The sequence below is a fragment of the Noviherbaspirillum sp. L7-7A genome (assembly GCF_019052805.1).
In the GTDB taxonomy this organism is placed as follows: Bacteria; Pseudomonadota; Gammaproteobacteria; order Burkholderiales; family Burkholderiaceae_D; genus Noviherbaspirillum_A.
The window spans coordinates 233,256-255,373 of record NZ_JAHQRJ010000003.1; the positions used below are offsets into that span (position 1 = coordinate 233,256).

General features: G+C 61.5%; 19 protein-coding genes and 1 pseudogene. 13 read left to right on the forward strand and 7 right to left on the reverse strand.

Annotated features, from left to right (window positions below):
• Positions 1–13: 13 nt before the first annotated feature.
• The 4 genes from KTQ42_RS22590 to KTQ42_RS22605 form a co-directional block, all read right to left on the reverse strand.
• Positions 14–508: an ATP-binding protein gene (locus KTQ42_RS22590; RefSeq protein ID WP_217347869.1), complete on the reverse strand. Its 495-nt coding sequence runs from the start codon at positions 506–508 to the stop codon at positions 14–16.
• 5 nt (positions 509–513) lie between these two features.
• Positions 514–2,295: a GAF domain-containing SpoIIE family protein phosphatase gene (locus tag KTQ42_RS22595; RefSeq protein WP_217347870.1), complete on the reverse strand. Its 1,782-nt coding sequence runs from the start codon at positions 2,293–2,295 to the stop codon at positions 514–516.
• A 268-nt stretch (positions 2,296–2,563) separates the two neighbouring features.
• Entirely contained in the window at positions 2,564–3,046 is a 483-nt protein-coding gene (locus KTQ42_RS22600) for a VOC family protein (RefSeq protein WP_217347871.1), read from the reverse strand.
• A gap of 142 nt (positions 3,047–3,188) precedes the next feature.
• A complete protein-coding gene (locus KTQ42_RS22605) occupies positions 3,189–3,416 on the reverse strand; it encodes a DUF1330 domain-containing protein (protein ID WP_217347872.1) in 228 nt (75 codons plus the stop codon).
• An 881-nt stretch (positions 3,417–4,297) separates the two neighbouring features.
• Between KTQ42_RS22605 and KTQ42_RS22610 the strand changes: the two genes are divergently transcribed.
• The 4 genes and pseudogenes from KTQ42_RS22610 to KTQ42_RS22625 all read left to right on the forward strand — a co-directional run.
• The gene (locus KTQ42_RS22610) at positions 4,298–5,236 is read left to right on the forward strand and encodes a vWA domain-containing protein (protein WP_217347873.1); all 939 of its coding nucleotides are present in this window, start codon (positions 4,298–4,300) and stop codon (positions 5,234–5,236) included.
• 40 nt (positions 5,237–5,276) lie between these two features.
• On the forward strand, positions 5,277–6,638 hold the full coding sequence (locus KTQ42_RS22615) for a protein kinase (RefSeq protein ID WP_217347874.1): 1,362 nt from the start codon (positions 5,277–5,279) through the stop codon (positions 6,636–6,638).
• Positions 6,639–6,658: 20 nt separating this feature from the next.
• Complete coding sequence (locus KTQ42_RS22620; protein ID WP_217347875.1) at positions 6,659–7,951, forward strand: metallophosphoesterase; 1,293 nt, start codon at positions 6,659–6,661, stop codon at positions 7,949–7,951.
• Positions 7,952–8,961: 1,010 nt separating this feature from the next.
• Positions 8,962–9,558: pseudogene (locus KTQ42_RS22625) on the forward strand (tyrosine-type recombinase/integrase); the annotation flags it as partial.
• 133 nt (positions 9,559–9,691) lie between these two features.
• Here KTQ42_RS22625 and KTQ42_RS22630 read toward each other — a convergent pair.
• Positions 9,692–10,720: an alpha/beta fold hydrolase gene (locus KTQ42_RS22630; protein WP_217347876.1), complete on the reverse strand. Its 1,029-nt coding sequence runs from the start codon at positions 10,718–10,720 to the stop codon at positions 9,692–9,694.
• A gap of 463 nt (positions 10,721–11,183) precedes the next feature.
• On the opposite strand from KTQ42_RS22630, the gene KTQ42_RS22635 reads away from it, so the two are divergent.
• The 8 genes from KTQ42_RS22635 (at position 11,184) to KTQ42_RS22665 (ending at position 18,805) form a co-directional block, all read left to right on the forward strand.
• Entirely contained in the window at positions 11,184–11,762 is a 579-nt protein-coding gene (locus tag KTQ42_RS22635) for a TetR/AcrR family transcriptional regulator (RefSeq protein WP_217347877.1), read from the forward strand.
• Positions 11,763–11,874: 112 nt separating this feature from the next.
• On the forward strand, positions 11,875–12,144 hold the full coding sequence (locus tag KTQ42_RS22640) for a hypothetical protein (protein ID WP_217347878.1): 270 nt from the start codon (positions 11,875–11,877) through the stop codon (positions 12,142–12,144).
• A gap of 17 nt (positions 12,145–12,161) precedes the next feature.
• Entirely contained in the window at positions 12,162–13,571 is a 1,410-nt protein-coding gene (locus KTQ42_RS22645) for an MFS transporter (protein WP_217347879.1), read from the forward strand.
• A 768-nt stretch (positions 13,572–14,339) separates the two neighbouring features.
• Positions 14,340–15,134 (forward strand): HipA domain-containing protein, encoded by a 795-nt coding sequence (locus tag KTQ42_RS24310; protein WP_283093321.1) that lies wholly within the window; start codon positions 14,340–14,342, stop codon positions 15,132–15,134.
• Complete coding sequence (locus tag KTQ42_RS24315; protein WP_349292188.1) at positions 15,131–15,565, forward strand: HipA domain-containing protein; 435 nt, start codon at positions 15,131–15,133, stop codon at positions 15,563–15,565. The genes KTQ42_RS24310 and KTQ42_RS24315 overlap by 4 nt, the downstream gene beginning before the upstream one ends.
• Before the next feature lie 120 nt (positions 15,566–15,685).
• Positions 15,686–16,717 carry an HlyD family efflux transporter periplasmic adaptor subunit gene (locus KTQ42_RS22655; RefSeq protein ID WP_217347880.1) on the forward strand — a complete coding sequence of 344 codons (1,032 nt, stop codon included), beginning with the start codon at positions 15,686–15,688 and terminating at the stop codon, positions 16,715–16,717.
• 1 nt (position 16,718) lies between these two features.
• A complete protein-coding gene (locus tag KTQ42_RS22660; RefSeq protein WP_217347881.1) occupies positions 16,719–17,663 on the forward strand; it encodes an ABC transporter ATP-binding protein in 945 nt (314 codons plus the stop codon).
• On the forward strand, positions 17,663–18,805 hold the full coding sequence (locus tag KTQ42_RS22665; protein ID WP_217347882.1) for an ABC transporter permease: 1,143 nt from the start codon (positions 17,663–17,665) through the stop codon (positions 18,803–18,805). Before KTQ42_RS22660 ends, KTQ42_RS22665 begins: the two co-directional genes overlap by 1 nt.
• Before the next feature lie 68 nt (positions 18,806–18,873).
• Here the strand turns inward: KTQ42_RS22665 and KTQ42_RS24385 are convergent, their stop codons facing one another.
• On the reverse strand, positions 18,874–19,080 hold the full coding sequence (locus KTQ42_RS24385; protein WP_349292189.1) for a PEP-CTERM sorting domain-containing protein: 207 nt from the start codon (positions 19,078–19,080) through the stop codon (positions 18,874–18,876).
• A gap of 508 nt (positions 19,081–19,588) precedes the next feature.
• Positions 19,589–20,836: a hypothetical protein gene (locus KTQ42_RS22675; protein WP_217347883.1), complete on the reverse strand. Its 1,248-nt coding sequence runs from the start codon at positions 20,834–20,836 to the stop codon at positions 19,589–19,591.
• Here KTQ42_RS22675 and KTQ42_RS22680 point away from each other — a divergent pair.
• Positions 20,835–22,118 carry an FAD-dependent oxidoreductase gene (locus KTQ42_RS22680; protein ID WP_217347884.1) on the forward strand — a complete coding sequence of 428 codons (1,284 nt, stop codon included), beginning with the start codon at positions 20,835–20,837 and terminating at the stop codon, positions 22,116–22,118. The two genes, KTQ42_RS22675 and KTQ42_RS22680, sit on opposite strands and share 2 nt — an antisense overlap.

Consider the following 22,118-nt stretch of genomic DNA (forward strand, 5'->3'; position numbering starts at 1 on the left):
TTATGCCGAGGCCCTATTCGTTGCCAGGCAGCGCCTGCACGTGTTTCACCATGCGCAGCAGATTGCTGCCATTGGCGGACTCGTAATCGATCTGGTCGAACGTATTTCTCATCAGCGACATGCCCATGCCGCTTTCGGGCAGGCTGTCGATGTCCTGCGGATTGAAGTCGAACACGGCATCATCGCCGCCGAACAGCATTTCGCTGGAGATGGGCTTGCCCTGGTCGCGCAGTTCGATGGTGATCACGCCTGCCGACAAGCTGTAACTCACCTCGATCACTCCATGCTCGCTACTGCCGTAGCCATGCTTGACGATGTTGGTCATGGCCTCGACTACGCCTATTTCCATTTCCGACTTGGCCTCTTCCGGCACTTCCGGCGGAATGAAAAAACGAAGCGCCTGGGCCACGCGCGAGACGTCTTCCAACGTTGCCTCGAACATGAAGCTGGCGCGCCTCACCGGTTTGTCGGCGGACTGGGTCATCGATGGCGTAATGGGGTCGGTCATGGCAGTCAGGCTCGCTGAACAGGGGGTTGATCTCGATGGGCGGCGCTGTATTGCAGCGCCAGGAAGGTCATGTCGTCCTTGGTGGCGGCGGGGTCCGGATTCCATTCCAGCAGCGCCGACTCCAGCGTGGACTTGACCTGTTGCAGCGGCGCGCCAGCCTCGCGGCGCAGCAGCTGTGCCAGCCTTTCCGTGCCGAATTCGACACCATAACTGTTTTCGGACTCGGTGATGCCATCCGAATACAGATACAGCCGCGAACCCGGGTCGAGGCGCAGCCGCAGCACCTCGAAGCCGGCCTTTTTCAATATGCCGATCGGCAGGCCGCCATTGCCGATCACCTGCAGGCTGGCGTTGTTCTGGTGCCAGACCATGGGATGCGGATGGCCCGCCTGCACCAGTGCCACCTCGCCGGTCTGCCCGTCGATCAGGCCATAGACCATGGTCAAGTACATGCTGGTCGGATTGGCGCGATAGAACAGGCGGTTGAATTCCTGGACCACCCGTGGCGCGGCCGCGCCCAGGTTGTAGTCTAGCCTGCGCAGCACCTTGAGCGCTTCGGAGCGATAGGAAAACAGCTGGCGCTGCACATCCAGCGCCAGCAGGGCCGCTGCCACGCCATGGCCCGACACATCGATGATGTGGAAGCAGGCATAGCGTTCGTTAAGATTGAAGTAATCGAAGATGTCGCCGCTTAGGTAATGCGACGCCCTGAACAGCCAGTCGAAGCGGGTGTTGCCTATCCAGCGTGGTGGCGGCAGGAAGTGGAGCTGGGTTTCCCGCGCTAGCTTCAGCTCGTCATCAAGCTGGTTGTAAGCGCGTGACAGCTGGCGGTTGCGGCTTTCGAGTTCCGCCTGTAGGCCCTGCCTGACCTGCTCAGCATGCTTGCGCTCCGAAATATCATGGCCGACCGAGATGATGGTATCGAACTTGTCGAAGCGCAGCCGCTGTAGGCGCATTTCGAGCTGCTCGGCCTGCGTGGCGCCATCCGGCTCGCGCGGCCGTTCCAGCTCGACCACTGCCCGGGCAATCCGGCCGGACCGCACTTCATCGAGCAGCCGCTCTGCCGTAGATCCCGGCGCCGCAGCCACCACCTCGGCAAGGGTGCCTTCCCTGACGTTCGTGCCCAGGCTAGCAGCGGTGCGTTCCATGGCGGCGTTGGCATAGACGCAGCGCAGGCTGTGAGCGTCTGCGAGCATGATCTCGTCGGGAATCTGGTCCAGCACCTTCGCCATGAACTGCATGCGGGCGTCGCGCTTCCTTGTCTTGATCAGCGAGGCCACCACGTGCGACAGCTGGCGCAGCGACTCCAGCTGCCAGTCCGACAGCGTCGCAGGCTGGTCCGACAGCACGCATACCGTGCCCAGCCGGTAGCCTTCCTCGCTGACCAGCGGCACGCCCGCATAGACCCGGATGGCCAGATCGCCTGTCACCAGCGGATTGTCGGCAAAGCGGCTGTCGGCACTGGCATCCGGCACGTGGAACACATCCCCCTGCAGGATGGCGTGGCTGCAGAAGCTGATTTCGCGCGAGGTCTCCCGCCCGTGTTTCCATCCATACGATGCCTTGAACCACTGCCGGTCCGCGTCCACCAGGGTAATCAGCGCATAGGGCACGCCGCAGATCTTGCCGGCCAGTGATGCAATGTCGTCGAAGACCGGGTCGAGCGGCGTGTCGAGCAGGTCGTAGCTGTAGAGATTATCCAGGCGTTCGGCTTCATTTTCCGGTAGTGGCGCAATTTCCATAAAGGGCGTGAAGTGGGTGAAATTCCGTTCCTGGTCGTCTTGCACGAAGGAGGCAGACTGGTAATACCGCCAGGTGCCGAAGCGTTACTCCGCGGCTGCTCTCGTTCGGCAGACCGTCAGCTTGCTTTTGCCGTGATGCGTGATGCTCCGGTGTGGCATGTGTGTGTGCCCGACTTGCGCTTGGCATCGGCGGGAACGCCGACTAGACTCATGGGCGCAATTATCAGCTGCTTTTATTCCTCACGAAGCCGCTTCGGGCATGGTTCATGTGTTTGAACAAGCCTTCCGAACCCGGCAGGCCAGCGGCAGGATTCTACCGTCCCGCCCGTGCCGCCTCGATTGCGGCGATGTCGATCTTCTTCATGGTCATCATCGCCTCGAATGCCCGCCTTGCCGCTGCGCGGTCGGGATCGGTAACCGCTGCCAGCAGGGCACGCGGCGTGATTTGCCATGAAATGCCCCATTGATCCTTGCACCAGCCGCAGGCGCTTTCTTGGCCGCCATTGCCCACAAGTGCATTCCACAGCCGGTCGGTCTCGGCCTGGTCGTCGGTTGCGATCTGGAAGGAGAAAGCCTCGCTGTGCCTGAAATGCGAGCCGCCATTGAGGCCGATGCAGGGTATGCCGGCGACGGTGAACTCGACGGTAAGCACATCGCCCTGCTTGCCATCGGGATAATCGCCCGGCGCATGGTGGATGGCGCCGACGGCGCTGTCGGGAAAGGTCGCCGCGTAGAAGCGCGCAGCGTCAAGGGCGCCGCCTTCGTACCAAAGACAGATGGTGTTCTTGCTGCTCATTTAGACTCTCCTGTGATGTGTGGGCATGCCTGCGGCGCCTTGCAGCGGTCGTCTTGTTCACCTCATGCCAGGCTTCAAGGGCTGCTCGCGCTTCAAGTCCTGCTGGATGAAGCGTCACGCGTCAGCAGGCTCCACGTTGCTACTAAAGTCCTTCGACCGATACAAGGCGAGTGGAGCTGCATGCATTCCGAACTGCCTTGAGACCGTGATAGACAGGGCCGGTGTAGAACGCTTCCCATGCGCTCACGGACGGAAATTCCAGCACGACGATTCTTCGGGGCTGCCAGTCGTCTTCGTAGACCTTGTGGGCGCCGCCTCGTGCCAGATAGCGCGCGCCTGCTGCTTCAAGCGCAGGCTTGACCCCTTTCATGAATTCCTGCTATTTCGGCACATCACGGATTTCAACATCGAAGATCACATAGGCACTCATTTGAATCCCCTTTGATTTCCGACCAGTTGCCTTTCCAGCATGGAGCGCCTGGAGCTCGGCTGCTAACCGGGCGTGGATATTGGAGCAGATGTGGCGTGTAGCGCCGAGTTAAACAGCATGCGCCACGGACTGCGAAGCGGCAAGCTCCTTCGTGGATATTCGAGTCGGCCGCTCAATCAGAGAGACGCAGCCTGTTCGTCGCCAAGGGTCTTTTACGGCATTGAGCGCAGGTGCCTCCTGCGTACTGCATGGTAACGCCCGCCAACAGGAAAAAGCTGCTTCGGATTGCCGCAGCTGGCCGGTTCTCCTTACCCCGCGATCAGGTCGGCTTCCGGCCAATAACAGTCGATTGAATCAAATCGTTCAACGTCCGCTGTAAAACGCATTCGTGACGACCGGCGGTAATCTCCACTTTAACGCCGAACTTGAACCGGTTCGTACTTGAGGATAGATCGCTTGAACGAGTTGATATATGGCAAGCACATTAATATTGGTATGGCAGTTGGCTGCCAATGTCAAAGTAGATCGGCAGCCATTGACAGAAGTAGGCAATTGGCTGTACCCAGGGCTGACTGCGTGTCTAAGCGCCAGTTATCTGATTTGCCGTTGACCGTACGCATAGAAATCCTGGCGACATTCATGGGATTATCTAAAAATAAATTATCGGTACATTGTGCTACATCGGCTTGGATCTGTTGCCTATAAGCTGCAATTAAGGCCTACGCCGAACTTTCTCTACAAGATGCAACCAGGCAAAAAATTGTTGCTCCATCCATCGAATTTTTCGATTATCCCTATGCTTTACTGTTTTAAAGGTAAATATGAGCACTCCTGAGCGTCCTGGTATTACCCCAGTTTCTTCCATTCCATCTTCTTCCGAGCCTGGCGCTACGCCGGCGGGAATTCTGCCTGGCGCAGATACTGCGACCAGCACGACCGAAGTCCCAACCGAAGTGCTCATCAACGAATCTGCTCCTAGCGCGGAGACATCGGCTGGCGTTGCTGAACCTGCGGTAGCCGCACCCGTGCCGCAGACGCGCGCCAAGACCAAGGGTGTCGCCGACCTGGTGTTCGTTGTCGATGTAAGCGGCAGCATGGCGCCCTGTATCGATGCGCTTCGCGGAAACATCGAGATCTTCATCGATTCCTTGAATCGGGGGGACGCAAACAACGCTGCGCCGGTCAGGGATTGGCGCGGCAAGGTCGTGGGCTACCGCGACATCGAAGCAGCCGAGTCCGATGGATTGCCCTGGATTATCGACAATGAATTTGTTCGTGATGCCGGCGCGCTCAAGGCGCAACTGTCGAGGCTGCAGGCTGCAGGTGGCGGCGACGAACCCGAATCGCTTCTCGATGCGCTCTATAAGGTCGCGTCGATGGAGGCAGTGCCCAAAGGTTCGCAGACCGAGGACCCGAACAAGTGGCGCTACCGCAGCGATGCGGCACGCGTCGTTATCGTCTTTACCGACGCCTCGTTCAAGGAGACCATGAGCATCAACGAGGCCAAGGGCGGCTCGCTGCAGGACGTCGCCAACGTGATCATGGCCAACCGCGTGATCCTCAGCCTGTTCGCCCCCAATTTCGAAGGCTATGACCGCTTGAGCCAGATCGACAAGTCCGAATGGGAAGTTGTCGAATTCGAGGGCCTGAATCCCCAGGAAGCGCTTCAGAAATTCACTTCGGACCCGGTCAATTTTCGGACCACGCTCAAGCAACTGGCCGCCAGCGTGTCGCGTTCGGCCGAAACAGTTGCGCTGTAGGCAAGCGCTGGGTTCTTCCTGCTGAAAGTTAACATCGGTTATGGCCAAAAAGCTAAAAGTCGGCGACGTCCTGCACGGTTATCGCATTAACAAGGTGTTCGGACCGGGCATGATGGCGATTTCCTATGGCGCGCAGATACGTACCGGCCAGAAGGTATTTTTCAAGCAGTACAAGTCGCCGGCGCCTACTGTCGTTTGGTACGAAGCCTTCGTGGCGTATCAAAAAGAACTTTCGGCTCGTGTGCGCAACGGCAAGGCTGGAGATTTCGCGGTTCGCCAGCTCGATGCCTTTGAGGATGTCTGGGGTGGGCGATGCTATTTCCAGACCTATGAGTTTGTGGAAAACGGCGCCGATCTGCAGCAAGTGCTCGATGCCGAGCGTGAGCAGCACCGGCTAACGAAATCCGCGCCTGCACGCGACCCGGCGGTTTGGGCTCGTCACGTGACCTGGGCCAAGGTCTTGATAACGGCCGTCGACGCCTTACATGCATCCAAAGTCGTCCATGCAGACTTGAAACCGGCAAACGCCTATCTGATCAGCGATCCGACAATCAGCTCGGGCTACCAGCTCAAGCTGATTGACATGGATTTTTCGCTGCTTGCAGATCGGCGAGCGCCCTGGCACGGCCACCAGGGCTATGTCGGCACTGACAATTACCGTTCGCCCGAGCACATGACGCGCGGGGGAGTGCCGGGACTGCCATCGGACGTCTTCACCTGCGGACTGATGCTTTACGAATTGCTGACGGGCGAACATCCCTATTGGCGCGACGACCCGGGCGAATATGCCAAGCTCGTCATGGCGTACGCCGCTAAGCCGCCTGCGCTGCTGGGCCTGATGCAGGCGCCGGCGAGCAATGCCGAGGTGAGCGCCGCCCTGCATCGCTGTCTGTCGCCCGACCCTGCCGCCAGACCGACTGCCGCCGAGTTGCGTGCTATTTTGAGCGGACGTGGCGCAAAGGCCGAGCCGCCCAAGCCGGCAGCGCCCGCGCCCGCTGCACGTTCCCCGGCTCCAGGAGCCCCGGCGGGAAGCGCCACCAGGGCCATGCCCACTGCAAGCGATGACGCCCGCGCCGCCGCTGTGCCTATCGTGTCCGATGGGCTTGAACTGACGGCCCCTGACGGCCGCTCAGTGCGGATCGGCATACGAACCGAGCTTGGCAAGGTGCTGGTGCGCCAGTTCGGACCCGACGGCGAATTCTGGGACAACCGCCAATGCGTACTCGAGCGCAATTCAGGGCGGCAATGGTTCGTGTCGCCGGTTGCGGGAACTATCAACGAAACCTTAGTCAATGGCAAAACGATTACCGCACCGACACTGCTCAGGCAAGGCGATCTGATTGCAGTTGGCCGTCAGGCGAAAGGCGTCGTCAAGATGCCGCTCACGGTGCGTGCGCGCTGAACTGGGCAATGGCCACTCTCATGCAAACTCCTGAAGACAATGTTGCTCGTCCGGACACTGCGCCAGTCGTGAATGTTGACGACCACACTGTTGCAGAGGCGCCGGTCGACACGGTGCCTGCCCCGGTATTTGATGCGCCTGGCCATGACGAAGATGCTGGCTCCAGATCTGAAGTAGCCGAAACGGGCAAAACATCCGAATTGTTGGTCGCATCGCCGGTCATAGAGGTGCGCGATCTTGATTGGCAGGCGGTTCGCAGTGCCGCCAATCCTGCGGCGATCCGTGCCCGGATGCACACTGCCATCGAACAGATGGAAAAGTTGCTCGATAAATCCGGCGGCCCCGGCATGCTGTTCGACACCGACCGGGAAGGCGATGCAGACCGGGCGATCCGGGTTTCCATGCCGGCGAGCGGAGGTCCACTGTGGATAATCGGGGATCTGCATGGCGATCTACCGGCGCTTGAGGCGGCGCTGGCGCAGATCCGCAATCAGGCAGCAATCGAAGGCAACGCTGCGCCACGCATTATCTTTCTCGGCGATTTTTTTGACGACGAGGGTTACGGTCTCGAAGTCTTGCTGCGTGTTTTCGAATTGATCGTCTCAGCGCCCGAACTGGTCTGCGTTATCGCAGGCAATCACGACGAAGCGTTGTCCTATGACGGCGTCCGGTTCGCGTCGAGCGTATCGCCATCGGATTTCACTGACTTTCTAAACGCCAACCTTGCGCACGAATGGATCGAGCGCGCTGGCAAGCTTGTGGTGAGGCTGACGGCGCGCTCGCCGCGCGCGCTGTTTTTCCCGGATGGACTGCTCGTTGCGCATGGCGGCTTCCCGCTGACGGACCTGCATCCACGTTTGGACGAAACCGGGGATTGGAACGATCCGGCATGTCTGTCGGATTTTGTTTGGAGCCGTGCGCATCCGAAGGCACGCAGAAAGATGCCAAACCGGTTCTCGCGCGGCAGCCAGTTCGGCTACCTCGATTTCGCTGACTTCTGCGCGTTGAGCGCCCGGCTAGGCAGGCGGGTCACGCACATGGTGCGGGGCCATGATCATGTGCAGGAGCGATACGCAGTCTACCCTGCCTATGAAGCGCATCCGCTGCTGACAACGGTGGCGCTGTCGCGCCGCTTGAATCGCGAGCAGTTCGGTCCCTACGAGCGTGTGCCGTCCCTGGTGCGGGTGGTCGAAGGGGCCTTGCCGCAAATATTCCAATTGCATATTCCAGGCGACATGATCAACGAATTCTTTCCACAACCCGAAAATGGTGCCCCTCCCGGCACCCTCGACTCCGGAGATCCCCAGCAATGAGCGGCGTAGTGCTGCGTTGCCCGAGCTGCGGCACAACGAAGGCCACCTCCGGCGAATGCGAAGCTTGTCACGAGGCCCAAGTTCGCTATTACTGCAGTAACCACACTCCCGGGCGCTGGCTAGATACCCCATCGTGCCCGCAATGCGGAGCGCGCTTCGGCGAGCCAGAAGACGCTCCCGTTCGCACGACGCCTGGCGCGCCGCCCCATCGCCCCGGACAATCCGCGCCATCGACGACGGAAGGCGTGCCAGGGTCCTCGCCCGGGTCAACGCCGCGTCCCGTGCCGCCATCGGCGACACGGCCCACGGCCGGTGACGGTTCAAGCGGCGGTCCAAAACACTCGGCACCGAGCGGCGATGAAGAGATCGATCTGCGCGGCAGGTACGCCCCGCCCGGCCTTAGCTTGAGGGACTTACTCGAGGCGGCAAGCAGAGCCCGCCACGCCCGCCCGGACGGGGTGTTCGATGGTGAGACTGCAGGCCCGCGCCGACCACGGCGCGGCGGCTGCCTGGGGCGTCTCATATTGATCGTGATATTTCTGTTTCTTGCATTTATGGGCGGGGTGAGTCTGCTCGGGGGCTCAGTGTTCCGCTTGTTTTTGCCCTATTGATTGCCTTGGGTGGTGCGCAAATTCCGCACCGGTATTAATCGGGCGCCATGTTCCTGGAGGCCTCGGGGAATGGGAGGAAAGCGGCAACCCCGACGGTCTGCAGGTGATCTATCTGCACGGCGGGACGGGCAGCGGCGCGTCGGCGCAGTAGCGGCAGTGGTTCAATCCGGCCCATTACCGCGTTGTGCTGGTCGACCAGCGCGGCGCCTTCCGCTCGACGCCGCTGGGAGGGTGCCGCGCCAATGCCACCCAGCTATTGGTGCAGGATTTGAATAAGCAGCCTTTCAAAAAGCTTATTCAGCGGTCTGTTTTGGACCGTTGAGCGCCCGTTTGCCTGACCACAATGGGAGTCCTTTTATTGAAAGAGACTCTTATGAACTCCCATACTGAAAATTCCGGGTGTCGGTTCCCTGGAACAAGGGCAGGCTCGTTGGCCAAAAGGCGTCATTGAAACTCAAAGGGATTTGGGCTATCCGGATAAGGCTCCAGCATGCCGAAAAAGCCCGTGATTTGGCGCGCTTCAACCTCGCCATTAATAGCAAGTTGCGTGGCTGTGATTTGGTAAGCCTGCGCGTCTTGGATGTCGCCCAAGGCAAGGCCGAATTGCCGCGCGCCATGGTCATGCAGCACAAGACGCACCGTCCAGTGCAGTTCGAGATCACCGAGCAGACTCGGCAATCGGTCGCAGCCTGGGTCGAGAAGGCGCACTTGGCTTCAGGACAATATCTTTTTCCGAGCAGGGTAGCCAAATCACCCCATTTGTCCACCCGGCAGTACGCGCGCATCGTGGCCCGCTAGGTGGAATCAATTGATTTGGATGCATCCTCGTATGGCACCCACACTATGCGACGGACAAAAGCAACACTGATCTGCTGGCGGACAAAAAACCTGCGGGCCGTCCAACTTCTTCTGGAGCATACGAAGCTGCAGAGCACGATGCGCTACCTTGGCATGGAGGTTGACGATGCGCTTAAAATAGCCGGGCAAACGGCGGTGTCGCACTTGGTCGGTAAGCGGGGCAGAGCAGCAGGACGCTTACCGGCCAGGATTCGATCTCCGCCAGGGATCGCAGCCGCTGCCTGCATTGGAATGGCGCGCATGAATCCCTTATGCCTGAAACGGTTGACCGCTACTGAAGAGCGCTGTCAAAAAACCGGTTCAGCTCGGTCGCCAACTGTTTCTGGAAGGCGGACCGGTCAAGGCCCTCCGGGTTGGCGCGAAGGTCACCATCCGGCGACGGGATCGGCATGCTGGGCGTGTCCATGAAAGCGTAATGCCCGGCATTGGGAACCGCGTGGTACGCCACCTTGGCGACGTTCTGCCTTACCCACTCGGCATGGTAACGGGGAACCAGAAAGGTGTCCTTGTCGCCGGCATAGACAGTCGCGGGAATCCCGATCGTTGCAAGCGATTGGGCGCTGAACATCACACTCGCCGGCGCCAGCGCGGCCACTGCCCGCACCCGCGCATCCTGCAAACCTTCGAAGGATATTTTCGCGGTTGCGGCATTCGTCCCTCGTCGCCCCATCGAACAGAAGATGGGGTCATTGCTGTCCGTTTTGCAATGGCTTGCAATGCGCGCCAGATCCGGGACGCCGCCAGCCAGCGCCAGTACCGTGTAGCCGCCGGCCGAGTGACCCACGGCGCCGACGCGCGGGCCATGGGCGTCGACCTTGATGCGCGCTGTCCATTCCGGGTCAAGCAAGATCGCATCGATCACCCGTGAAGCCTGACGGGGCCGCTCGCTGAAGTAGTAGCCACCCGGTACGCCAAGCAGCGACTGGTCTTGCCAGTTGTCGCCAGGGTGGCGCATCGCGGCGACTAGGTAGCCGTTCCTTGCCAGCGCCTGCGCAAGACTGTGGTGCCCGAGCTCGGTGCCGCCGGTGCCATGGGTCAGCAGCAACAAGCCCTTGACGCTGGCATCCGGCTTGCCGTTGATGGCAACGGTCGGCGTGAAGGGACCCATCGCAATGGCCCTGGCGCTGTCTTGCGTCGGATAGAAAAGTGCGACATGAATCGCTTCCTGGATCCTGCCTTGGGCGGAGGCGTCGAATTGCCTGAAGCCGGCTTCAGTTGCCCACACCGGGCTGGTGGCCATCAGCAGGCTTGCGGCTGCCAGGGCGGAGCGGAAGCCACATTGGACGGGTTTGGTTCGCATTGAAATTCCTTCGCGGTTGGACTGCAGGCACATCATGCTGAACCGAAGCCGGTTTGACACCCGTTTTGCGACGGGACAAGCGATTTGGCTTGTCAGTGGTCGTTATGCCCGACGAGATGGCATTAACAGGCATGCAAGGTGGGTGGACTTTATCGTGCAGGCGCGTGGGCGTCTCTGGCGCTTTGTGCGTTGAGGACTGACCGCTGCCGCTCGCTAAATCAGGGTTGCCGTTCCCGTTCCAGGTTTATCGATTACTGGAAGCGGCCTTTCGTCGTTGCCTTGTCGTCGCCAGATGGGCGGATTGCAAGGCATGGCTTTCACATCCGCAAGGAGCCTGGGGGCAATAAGGTTTTGCTGCACCAGACAAGACGCTGACTCGCAACAAGAACAGCCCGAAAAGGCGTTTGACAAAGCAGCTTGAGATAAATAATATGATGACTATCATATTCAGGAGCATGTTGACATGCAGACCGGCAAGCCATGCAAACGCGAGATGACTCACGAACGCATCCTCGATGCCGCCGCAGGCGCGATCCGTCGTGCCGGTCACGGCGGCGCCAGCGTGGCGGAGGTGATGAAGGAGGCGGGCCTCACGCATGGCGGTTTCTATGCGCATTTCCAGTCGCGCGAGGAAATGGTGGCGAGCGCCATCGGCCATGCAGGCAAGCAGAGTTCGGAAAGTCTGCAGCGCAGCATGGATGCGCGGCGGAAAAAGGGTGCTTCGCCGTTGCGCGCCCTGGTCGAGACCTACCTGTCAGTAGCGCATATGAATGGCACCGAGTCCGGTTGCGTGGTCGCAGCCCTGGGGTCCGAGATGGCGCGCCAGTCAGAACTGATTCGTCAATCCGCGCGCGAACGGGTGCGGGCGCTGATCCACCTGGTTGAATCGTTGCTGCCGGCTGGAAGCGATTACGCTACCGCATCTTTCATTGCCAGCACGCTGGTAGGCGCCTTGCAGATGGCGCGTGTGCTGGGCGGCGAGGAGGGGCGGGCGGTGCTTGAAGCAAATCGGCAACTGCTGCTTGAGCGTTATGCATTATAAATTGCAGGCGTTGAAGCGACGTTTCGGGCCTGCCGTTTCTGAACGTTTTTTTTGGTGAAAAATATGATATTCATCATATTTTAAAAGCGGTCATCCAGGAAAGGATCACGCAATGAAGATGCAGGAAGCAATGATCCCGGTCGCTAGTGCCAACCGTGGCCTCGGCCCGGCTTTTGCCCGGGCAGCGACCGAACGCAGCGCGCGTAAGCGTTATGCATTTGCGCGCAGGCCGGCACTGCTCACGCTGCCAGAGGGCATGCCAGTGTGGCTGGGTTTGCTCGAAGCAGGCGCCGGCGAAGTCATGGCCAATGAAACCAGCCGGACAACCAAGGCCAGGCTGTCCGCCGAGGCGGCGTCTTATCGCGCGCCAACCACCGTCTGAACCACCAGGAAAAGAAAATGACCACCCAAGCCTCTCTCGCCAATGCGACAAAAGCCGACGCGCCCGCATCGCCCTGGCCCACGTTCTGGATCGCCAGCATCGCGGTGCTGCTGGTATCAATCGACACAACGGTGCTGTATGCAGGTTTCGGCGCGCTGCGACAAGGTTTTCCCGGCAGCTCGGCAGCCGACCTGTCGTGGGTGCTGAACGCCTACACCGTGACTTATGCGGCAATGCTGATCCCCGCCGGCGGACTGGCCGACGTGCATGGCCGCAAGCGCATCTTCCTCACCGGCGCCGCCATCTTCATCATCGGCTCGGGTGCCTGCGGCGCAGCCGGCTCGGTCGGCTTCCTGATCGCGGCGCGTGTGATGCAGGCGGTAGGGGCGGCACTGCTGACGCCAGCATCGCTGTCGCTGATCCTGGACGCCTTCCCGCAAAACAAGCGAACGGTGGCGGTCAGCCTCTGGGGCGCAGTGGGCGGCCTGGCAGCGGCCATCGGGCCGAGCCTGGGTTCCTTTGTCATCGACCGCATGGGCTGGCCGTGGGCCTTTTACATCAACCTGCCGATTGGCGCCGTGTCGCTGGCCTTCGGCGCGGTGGTGCTGCGTGAATCACGCATTCCGGGAAAGGTGCAGCGTATTGACCTTGTCGGCATGCTGCTGCTGGTGACCAGCGTCGCCGCTGCTGCATTGGCCCTGACCCAGTATGAATCGGCAAGCTGGTCGCGTGAGGGTATTGCGGCACTTGCGATTGTGGCCGGCGTGGCTCTCGTTGCGTTTATTGCCTGGGCCAGCAAGGCCAGCCATCCCCTGGTGGACCTGAAGCTGTTTCACGACCGTACCTACAGCGCGGTCAACCTGGCCACGCTCTCGTTTGCCATGGCATTCGCCATGATGTTCTTCGCCTTCTTTTCCTACATGACGTCGATCTGGCACTACAGCCTGCCCCTGGCAGGTATCGCCATCACGCCCGGCCCGCTCCTGGTGGTGCCGACCGCCATCATCAGCGGCCGTTACGCCGCCCGTCACGGCCATCGTCCGGGCCTCGTGCTCGGCTCGCTGGTGTATGCGGCCAGCGGCCTCTGGCTGGCGCTGGTGCCGGGCGTGACGCCCGCCTACTGGGCGCACTGGTTTCCGGCGCTGATCCTTAGCGGCATCGGCGTAGGCATGGTATTGCCATCCCTGTCCGGCGCTGCGACCGCGCGGCTGCCGCAGAACCAGTATGGCGTGGGCAGCGCGGTCAACCAGGCGATCAGGCAGATCGGCTCGGTACTGGGCGTCGCAGTGACCGTCGTGCTGATCGGGCATGCCAGCCTGACCCGGGCTGACTTCAGCCAGCTTTATGGCATGCATGTGGCGCTGGCCCTGATTACGGGCGCATTGTGCCTTGCCGTCAATACGAGGCCGAAGACGCAAGCGGCATAGGCATATGGCCGCACTTGCCCAGGAGGGTGGCCGCATTTGCCGTTCATTGCGCGATTCCTGGAAAACCAGGTGGGTCGTATCTGTGAAAGGATGTCAGGCTGCCGCGCCCACCAAATCCACCCTAGGCGCGGCCTGCTTCAGCGCGAGGGCGTTGCCTTGCTCAGCCATTCTCTTTCATTCCGGGATGGCGAAGCAGCCTTCGCAAGGCCCGTCAGGGTCGCCATGGTGCTTCGCGCCATCGCTTCATATGGTTAGCGCTCCGAGGCATTCGGGTCAGTGGTCGCATTCAGGATCAGCGGCGTAAACGGGTCCGCGGGCTTTGACTTAATAGCCATAAAGTAGTCTTTTAACCCATATAAATTGGGGTTTAAGGATCAAATAAAGGCTTTTAAATCCCTAAAGTGGCCTGCTGCTACACTGTCCTCCCCATGTCCAATCACACCTCCATGCTCGACCTCGGCTTCGCAAGCGAACAGGAAATCCGGCTCGAACTTAGCCGGCGTTTGCGCGGTTAGCGCCTGGCGCAAGGCCTGTCGCAGCTGCAGCTGGCGCAGTAGGCTGGCATCGGCGTCAATACCCTGAAGCTTCTCGAAGGCAAGGGCAAATGCACCTTCGAGAATTTCATACGCACCGTCTTCGCCCTGGGCCTGGCGGATGAAGTGCAGTCACTGCTCATGCTGAAGATGGATTCGATTGCCCGGATGGGCAGGCGGAGAAGGCCCGGCGGATACGCGCGCCGCGTGCAAGTCGCCGTCCCAAAGACGGCAAATGAAAAAGCTGACTGTCTTCTTTTGCGGCTGGGGACAGCGCTGGCCGGTGGCGACGCTTGCGGAAAGTGGCCGGCACCTGCTGTTCAAGTATTCGCCGGAAGCATTAAGCCGGGGCATAAAGCTGTCGCCGCGGCATCTGAAACTCAGGGCAGGCGCTTATGGTGGCTTTCCTGAATACCAGCTAAGGCTGCCGGGCCTGGTTGCCGATGCCCTGCCTGACGGCTGGGGCCTGCTGCTGATGGATCGCTTCTTCAGCAAGCACTTTGGGCGCCAGCCGCATCAGGTGTCACCGCTGGACCGGCTTGCCTTCCTGGGCGAGCGCGCAATGGGCGCGCTGGCGTTTGAACCGGCAACGGACACCACCCTGGAAACGCCGGACCTGGAATTGCTGGCGCTGGCCAGGGAAGTGCAGGCTGTGGTGGCCGACCGCGACACTGCCGCGCTGAAGCAGTTGCTGATGCTGGGCGGCAGCCCGCACGGCGCCGGCCCCAAGGCGCTGGTCCAGTACGATACTGAAGCCGAATTGGTCAGCACGCGCAGCGATGCGCCAGGCACGCCGTGGCTGGTGAAGTTTCCCGGCAGGCACGAGAATAAAGAAGTCTGCGCCATTGAATCCTGCTATGCCCGGCTGGCGCGGGCGTGCGGCCTGGACTTGCCCCGCACCCGCTATTTCGACCTAGGCGCGCGCCATGTGGCCTTCGGTATCGAACGCTTCGACCGCGTGGATGGCATGCGTGTGCCCATGCATACCCTGGCCGGCGTCCTGCATGCCAACTTCCGCCTGCCGGCGTGAGCTACCAGACCCTGCTGCGCGCCACCCGCCTTTTCACGCACAGCGAACGCGAGGAGGACAAGGCCTTCGAGCGTTGCGTGTCCAACGTGGTCTTCCATAACCGCGACGATCATGCGAAGAACTTTTCCTTTCGGATGGACCATGCCTGCAGGTGGAAGCTCGCGCCCTGCTACGACCTCAGCTATTGCGAGGGGCTAGGCGGCGAGCATCAGATGGATGTCGAAGGCGAAGGGCGCGAACCAGGCCGGGCACACGTGATGCGCCTGGCCGCTTCCAACAGCCTGGATCCCGCCCGGGCCGCCACCGCGATCGACCGTGTCGCAGCTATGGCCGGCGCATTCGGCGCAATCTGCAAGGACTACCTGATCCGTCCGGCCACGCGCCAGCGGATGGCTCGGGTGGTCGAGGCCAACCGCGGGCGCGTGGCATGAATGTTTTAAAGGATTTGAAGCGTTTCCGACGTTGAATGCTGCGCCTGATCAGCTTGTTGCCGCAACATCGGGTTTTAAATCCCTGTCAGGAGCAATCAAGCGCCAGCGCACACGCCGCCTATGGTCGCCAGACAACACCTGCCGGAAGCACAGCCCGGCGCCATCGGCCGGCGCGGCGAAAACCTGCCCCCGCCACGCTGTCTGAACTGCCTGCTGCCGGCATTGACCCTCTTCCTGTGTGGCTGTACCGACGGCGCACCGTCGTCCTACCAGGGGTATATAGAGGGTGAGTTCCTTTATCTTTCGGCGCCACAGGCCGGCTACCTGAAGTCGCTGGACGCGCTGCGCGGCAGCCGGGTGGCGCCTGGCCAAGCGGTATTTGCACTTGCTGGCGACCCGGATGCTGAATCGCTGGACGAAGCGCAGGCCCGGGCTGACGCGGCCAGGGAGCGGCTGGCCAATTTGGCCGCGCCGCGCCGCCAGCCTGAAATCGCGGCGCTGGAAGCGAATCTTCGCGCAGCACAGGCTAGCCTGTCTCTTGCGCAGAACCGCCTGGGCCGGCAGCAGTCGCTGGCGGAACGTCATTTCGTCTCCCCTGCAAGCCTGGATGAAGCGCGCAGCCAGCGCGACCAATTGCAGGGGCAAGTGGAAGCGGCGCAGCAGCAGCTCGCTACCTACCGCGCCGCGCTGGGCCGTAGCGCCGAGGTCCGTGCGGCCGAAGCAGACCTACTGGCGGCCCGTGCCCAGGCAGCGCAGATGCGCTGGCGGCTTGACAGCAAGACGGTCAGGGCGCCGGCCGCCGGTGAAATTAGCGAAACCTATTACCGCGTGGGCGAATGGGTGGCGGCGGGTGTGCCGGTAGCCAGCCTGCTGCCGGACCAGCGTCGCCGCCTGCGCTTCTACGTTCCTGAAACCGCACTTGCCCGTCTGCAGCCCGGCATGGCAATCGAGGCCGGCTGCGACGGCTGTGTGCAGCCGATCCGCGGCACCATCGATTTTATCGCGCCGCAGGCTGAATACACGCCGCCGGTGATCTACAGCCGCGGCAGCCGGGAAAAGCTGGTGTTCCGGGTGGAAGCGGTGCCGCTGCCCGAGCAGGCTGCCCGCCTGCGGCCGGGCTTGCCCATCGACGTGCGCATTGCGGGCCGCTGACATGGCGTCGCCGCTGGTGATCGATGTCGTTGGCCTGAACAAGCATTTCGGCGATCGGCATGTGGTGAAGGACTTGGCGCTGCAGGTGCACGAGGGAGAGATCTTCGGCTTCCTGGGGCCGAACGGCAGCGGCAAGACCACATCGATCCGCATGCTGTGCGGCCTGCTCGCACCCGACAGCGGCAGCGGCACCTGCCTGGGTTTGAATGTGATGACCGACAGCGCACTGATCAAGCGCCAGGTCGGCTACATGACCCAGCGCTTTTCCTTGTGGGAAGACCTGACCGTCGCCGAGAACCTGGATTTCATCGCGCGCATGTTCGGCATGCCTGGCCGCCGTGCAGCCGTCGATGCGATGCTTGCCCGGCTTGGCCTGGCGGACCGGCGCAACCAGCTGGCCGGCGCATTGTCGGGCGGTTGGAAACAGCGTCTGGCATTGGCTGCATGCCTGCTGCACCAGCCGCGCTTGCTGCTGCTGGACGAACCCACCGCCGGCGTTGACCCGCGTGCCAGGCGTGACTTTTGGGAGCAGATCCATGGCTTGTCGGCCAGTGGCGTCAGCGTGCTGGTCTCCACCCATTACATGGACGAAGCCGAACGCTGCCACCGGTTGGCCTATATTGCCAACGGCCGGCTGCTGGCCGCGGGCACCGCGCAAGAGGTGGTGAAGAGCCGGCGCCTGCATACCTGGGAAGTCAGCGGCGACATGCCGGCGGGCCTGGCGCAGTCGCTGCGCAACCTGCCCGGCGTGGAACTGGCAAGCAGCTTTGGCACTACGCTGCATGTCAGCGGTCGGGATGCGGCCTGCCTGCAGGCTAGCCTGCAACAGGCCTTGCGTGGCACGGCGCTGGCAATGCGGAAGATTCCGGCCTCGCTGGAAGACGTGTTCATCGACCTGATGCAGGACAGCGGCAGCGTTACTGCCGGTGCTAAGGGGGCTGCCTGATGAAGCGCCATGCCATGGCCTTTTCCCTGTTGCGCTGGCTGGGCATCGTGGTCAAGGAATTCATCCAGCTCAAACGCGACCGGCTGACCTTTGGCATGATCGTCGGCATTCCATTGATCCAGTTGCTGCTGTTCGGCTTCGCAATCAATGCCGATCCCAGGAACCTGCCCACCGCGGTGGTAATGGCTGACCCCGGCCCGTTTGCTCGCTCCTATGTCGCGGCGATGGCGGCCAGCGGCTATTTCCGGATCGTGGGCAGCGTCGAAGACAGGCAGGCGGCGCGGCTGCTCGACCAGGGCCAGGTACAGTTCGTCGTGACCTTTCCGCCCGGCCTCCACCGCGACCTGGTGCGTGGCAAGCCCGCGGTAGTGCTGGTGGAGGCCGATGCGACCGATCCGATGGCAACCAGCGGCGCGATCGCGGTATTGAACCAGCTCGGCCCCGGCCTGTTCGCCCCCGACCTGCCGGGCCGGCAGGTGCAGCCGGCCCAACCGGGCCGCACGCTGGAACTACGAGTGCACCGTCGCTATAACCCGGAAGCTATCACTGCCTACAACGTGGTGCCGGGCCTGCTTGGGGTAATCCTGACCATGACCATGGTATTAATGACCGGGCTCGCCATGACACGCGAACGGGAACGCGGCACCTTCGAAAACCTGCTGGCAACCCCGGCCACGCCGCTGGAAGTCATCACCGGCAAGATCATCCCCTATGTGCTGATCGGTCTAGTGCAGGTCAGCCTGATCCTGCTGGCCGCCCGCTGGATATTCAATGTCCCTATGCATGGCAGCCTGCTTCTGCTGTATGCCGTGGTGCTGCTCTTCATCTGCGCCAACCTGACGCTGGGCATTACCTTCAGCTCGATTGCCCGCAACCAGCTGCAGGCCATGCAGATGACCTTCTTTTTCTTTCTGCCCTCCATGCTGCTGTCGGGCTTCATGTTCCCGTTTCGCGGCATGCCCGAATGGGCACAGGCGGTGGGCAGCCTGCTGCCATTGACCCATTTCCTGGTGCTGGTGCGCGGCATCCTGTTGAAAGGCAATGGCCTGGCGCTGCTCTGGCCACAGGTCTGGCCCCTGTTGCTGTTCACTGCGGCAGTGCTGGCGCTCGGGCTGAAAACCTACAGGCGCACGATGGACTGAAATGAAGAACATAAAAAAACCCGCTCAGCGGGCGGGTTTTCAACAGCATGAACTTGCTTAGGGCTTGCTTATGCCTTGCGTGCCTTGCGACGCGACGCCCAGAAGCCCAGCAGGCCCAGGCCGAACAGGGCAACGGTTGTCGGCTCCGGCACCTCACCGCTGGCGCCGCCGCCGCCCACAAAGCCTTCGAACAGGGTGTAGTGGCTCAGACGGCCGAGGTTCTTGAAGAAGTAGGTGTCATTGCCGCCGAGGTTACCGGTGCCGAACTTGAGCACGAAATAGCCTGGCTCCTGGCTGCCAACATCGATAACCTATTGTCCGCTGACGGTATCGGCAGTGTTGCGAGCACCGGGGTCGACCTTGCTAGTCAGGGTCAGCGTTGTGCCGGCTGCGGTTTAGATTGCATTAAGTTCCGTTTAATCGCCGGAGTTGCCCAGCGACGCCGCGCCAAGAAAGGCGTCAAGAGTAAGAGCAGAAGCCGACGACATGGCGGCAAAAAATACTGCGGCGGTCAGAGCCAGGTTGCGGCTGAATTTAAAAACAGAAGAAAAAATTATTAATGATTCCTGAAAACAATTTGCGAGGGCGTGACACAAATTCCCTACGGAATTTCCTGAAGAAAACGATGTTCGCCGCAGAACCTACTGAATGAATTTAGATAAATAAAGAGTTTCTCATTGTAATTTTCTATGGATCAGGTAGCTGCAGCAGCGAAATATGAAAGAACACCAACATGTTGAGTTCTTACTTATCTTATCTACAACGAAAAAGTAAAGGAAGAAACTATTGCACCATGCCAAGCTTTCCGCTGTGGCTGCCCATGTACCAGAGCCTGCCCTGAGCATCCACAATCATCTTGCGGATGCCCTCATTATTAGTCGGCAGTGAAAAAACCTGAAATTTTCCGGTAGCCGGATCAAGCAGAGAAACGGTATCGACCGAAATTTCATTCGCCCAGACCTTGCCGGCACCGTCGACAGTCACTGCATAAGGATTGCCACGCGGCCCAGCAGGCATTTCATAGCTCTTCAAGACGGATTGCTTGGCTGCATCGATATGCGTCAGCTTGCCATCGCCATAGCGCACGACCCAGAGCGTATTGTCGGGCGCTGCCGCGATGCGGCGTGGTAGCGAGCCGGCCCCCAGGTCTATTTCAGTGATCTTGCTGGAGCGGGCATCGATGCGACCGACCCGCTGCCCACTGGCCTGGCAGAACCAGACATTGCCGTCACGGTCGAGTGCCAGGCCGTAGGGGCCATCGTGGGTGCTGAATTCCTCCATCTTGCCGCTGCTGCGCTGGTAGCGGGTTACCTTGTTGGCCGACTGGTTGGTAAACCAGAGGCTATCGCGCCCGTCGAACACGATCGTGTGCGGACTGCCGCCGGACGGCGCGGGATGTGGCTTCATTGCCTGCGGCTGACCATTGCTAAATGGTATTTCCAGCAATGTGCCGTTGCCATTGCCTGTCATCCATACCGTGCCGCGTTCATCGACCACTAGGCCGTGCGGCCGGGTTCCGGCAGGCAATTCCCATTCCTCGAAGCGTTCGGTGGCTGGGTCGAAGCGCGCTAGCCGATTGCCCGCCATGACAGCAATATAGATGCGCCCATCCAAGCCAGGCGCCGGGTCGCGCGCAAATTTCGGCGTTGGCACATTCCATTCGCTAATCTTTCCGGCTGGCCGCGACACGCCTGGCGCCACGGTGTAGTTGGAGCCGCCCGCCACGGCCAGTGCCGGCAGCAGTGCCCATAGTGCGAAAACCTTTAGCATGGCCTGATTTCCTTCCGATTCTCTGAATGCGCCGGCATGGTCACCAGCAACGTTGACGTCAGATTGAAGCGCTGGCAATGCCTGCCCGCCCGCCGGCATTTCCGTTTGCCTGCATGCGATAAGACCACATTTAAAGCAAACCCGTTCTGGCTGCAGGCGCCAGGTTCTGTAGAATTGACCTGCATGTCGGGCAAGAGAGAGCGCTGCGACATGTACTGTCCAGTCTGAGCATCCACCTTTTGCACTTTCCCGGACCCGCATGAATTCAGAGCAAGCCCTTGACGCGATCATCGTTGGCAGCGGCCCGGCCGGCGCCATCGTCGCGCGCGACCTGGCGCGCCGGAACTGGCGCGTGCTGCTGCTGGAACAGGGCGGCGCCGCGCCGCTGCAAGGCACCTTGCGTCAGATGGCTGCCATGGCGGCGGTGCCGGGCAAGGGCGCCTTCCTGAACGCGGATGGATCGCTGCTGGTGCGCGGCGTGACTTCCGGCGGCAGTTCGGCGATCAACTTCGCCACCGCCATGGCGCCGCCGATGCCGATGTTCGCGAAGTACGGCATCGATCTGGAGCCGGCTCTGCAGGCGCTGCGGCAGGAAATACCGATGGCGCCGCTGCCCGACCCGCTGGTGGGTCCAATGGCTGCACGCATTGCGGCAGCGGCGCAAGCGCTAGGCCATGACTGGCGCAAGCTCGACAAGATGATCCTGCCGGACAAATGCCGCGCCGGCTGCTGGCGCTGTGCCTATGGCTGTCCGTTCGGCGCGAAATGGACAGCGCGCAACATGGTCGAGGAAGCCGTCGCAGCCGGCGCGGAACTGCTCCCGGATGCTAGGGCGCAGCGGGTGATTACCCAAGGCGTGCGGGCGGTCGGGGTGGAATTCGTGCGGCACGGGCAATTGCAGCAACGCTTCGCCGGCGTCATCGTGCTGGCCGGCGGCGGCATCGGCAGTCCGCGCCTGCTGCATGCCTCTGGGCTTGGCCCGGCTCGGGCGGCGCATTTCAGCGACCCGGTGATTGCCGTGATGGGCACGGTGGAGAATGTCGACGGCGGCGCCGAAGTGCCCATGGCGTCCGGCATGCACTTCCCGGAAGAAGGCATCACGCTGGCCGACATGACATTGCCCCGGCCGATGTACCAGGGATTCGCTGCCCAGGCCGGCCGCATCGACCGGCTGCTGGCGCACCGCCGCACATTGACCGTGATGGTCAAGATCCGCGACGAGATAGGCGGCGCGATCGGGCCGCGCTGGATCAGCAAGTCGCTGCAGCCGGCAGACCGCCGCAAGCTGCGCGATGGCGTCGGCCTGGCACGGCGCATCCTGGCGCAAGCGGGCGCCCGGCATATCTTCAACAGCGTGCATTTCGCGGCCCATCCGGGCGGCAGCGTCAGGATAGGCGAGGGCGTGAACGAGCAACTGCAGACATCGACGGCGGGCTTGTTCGTTTGCGATGCGTCCGTGATCCCGCAAGCATGGGGCCTGCCGCCGACGGTCACGCTGCTGTGCCTGGGCCGGCGGCTGGCGGAACACCTGGACGGTGTTTAG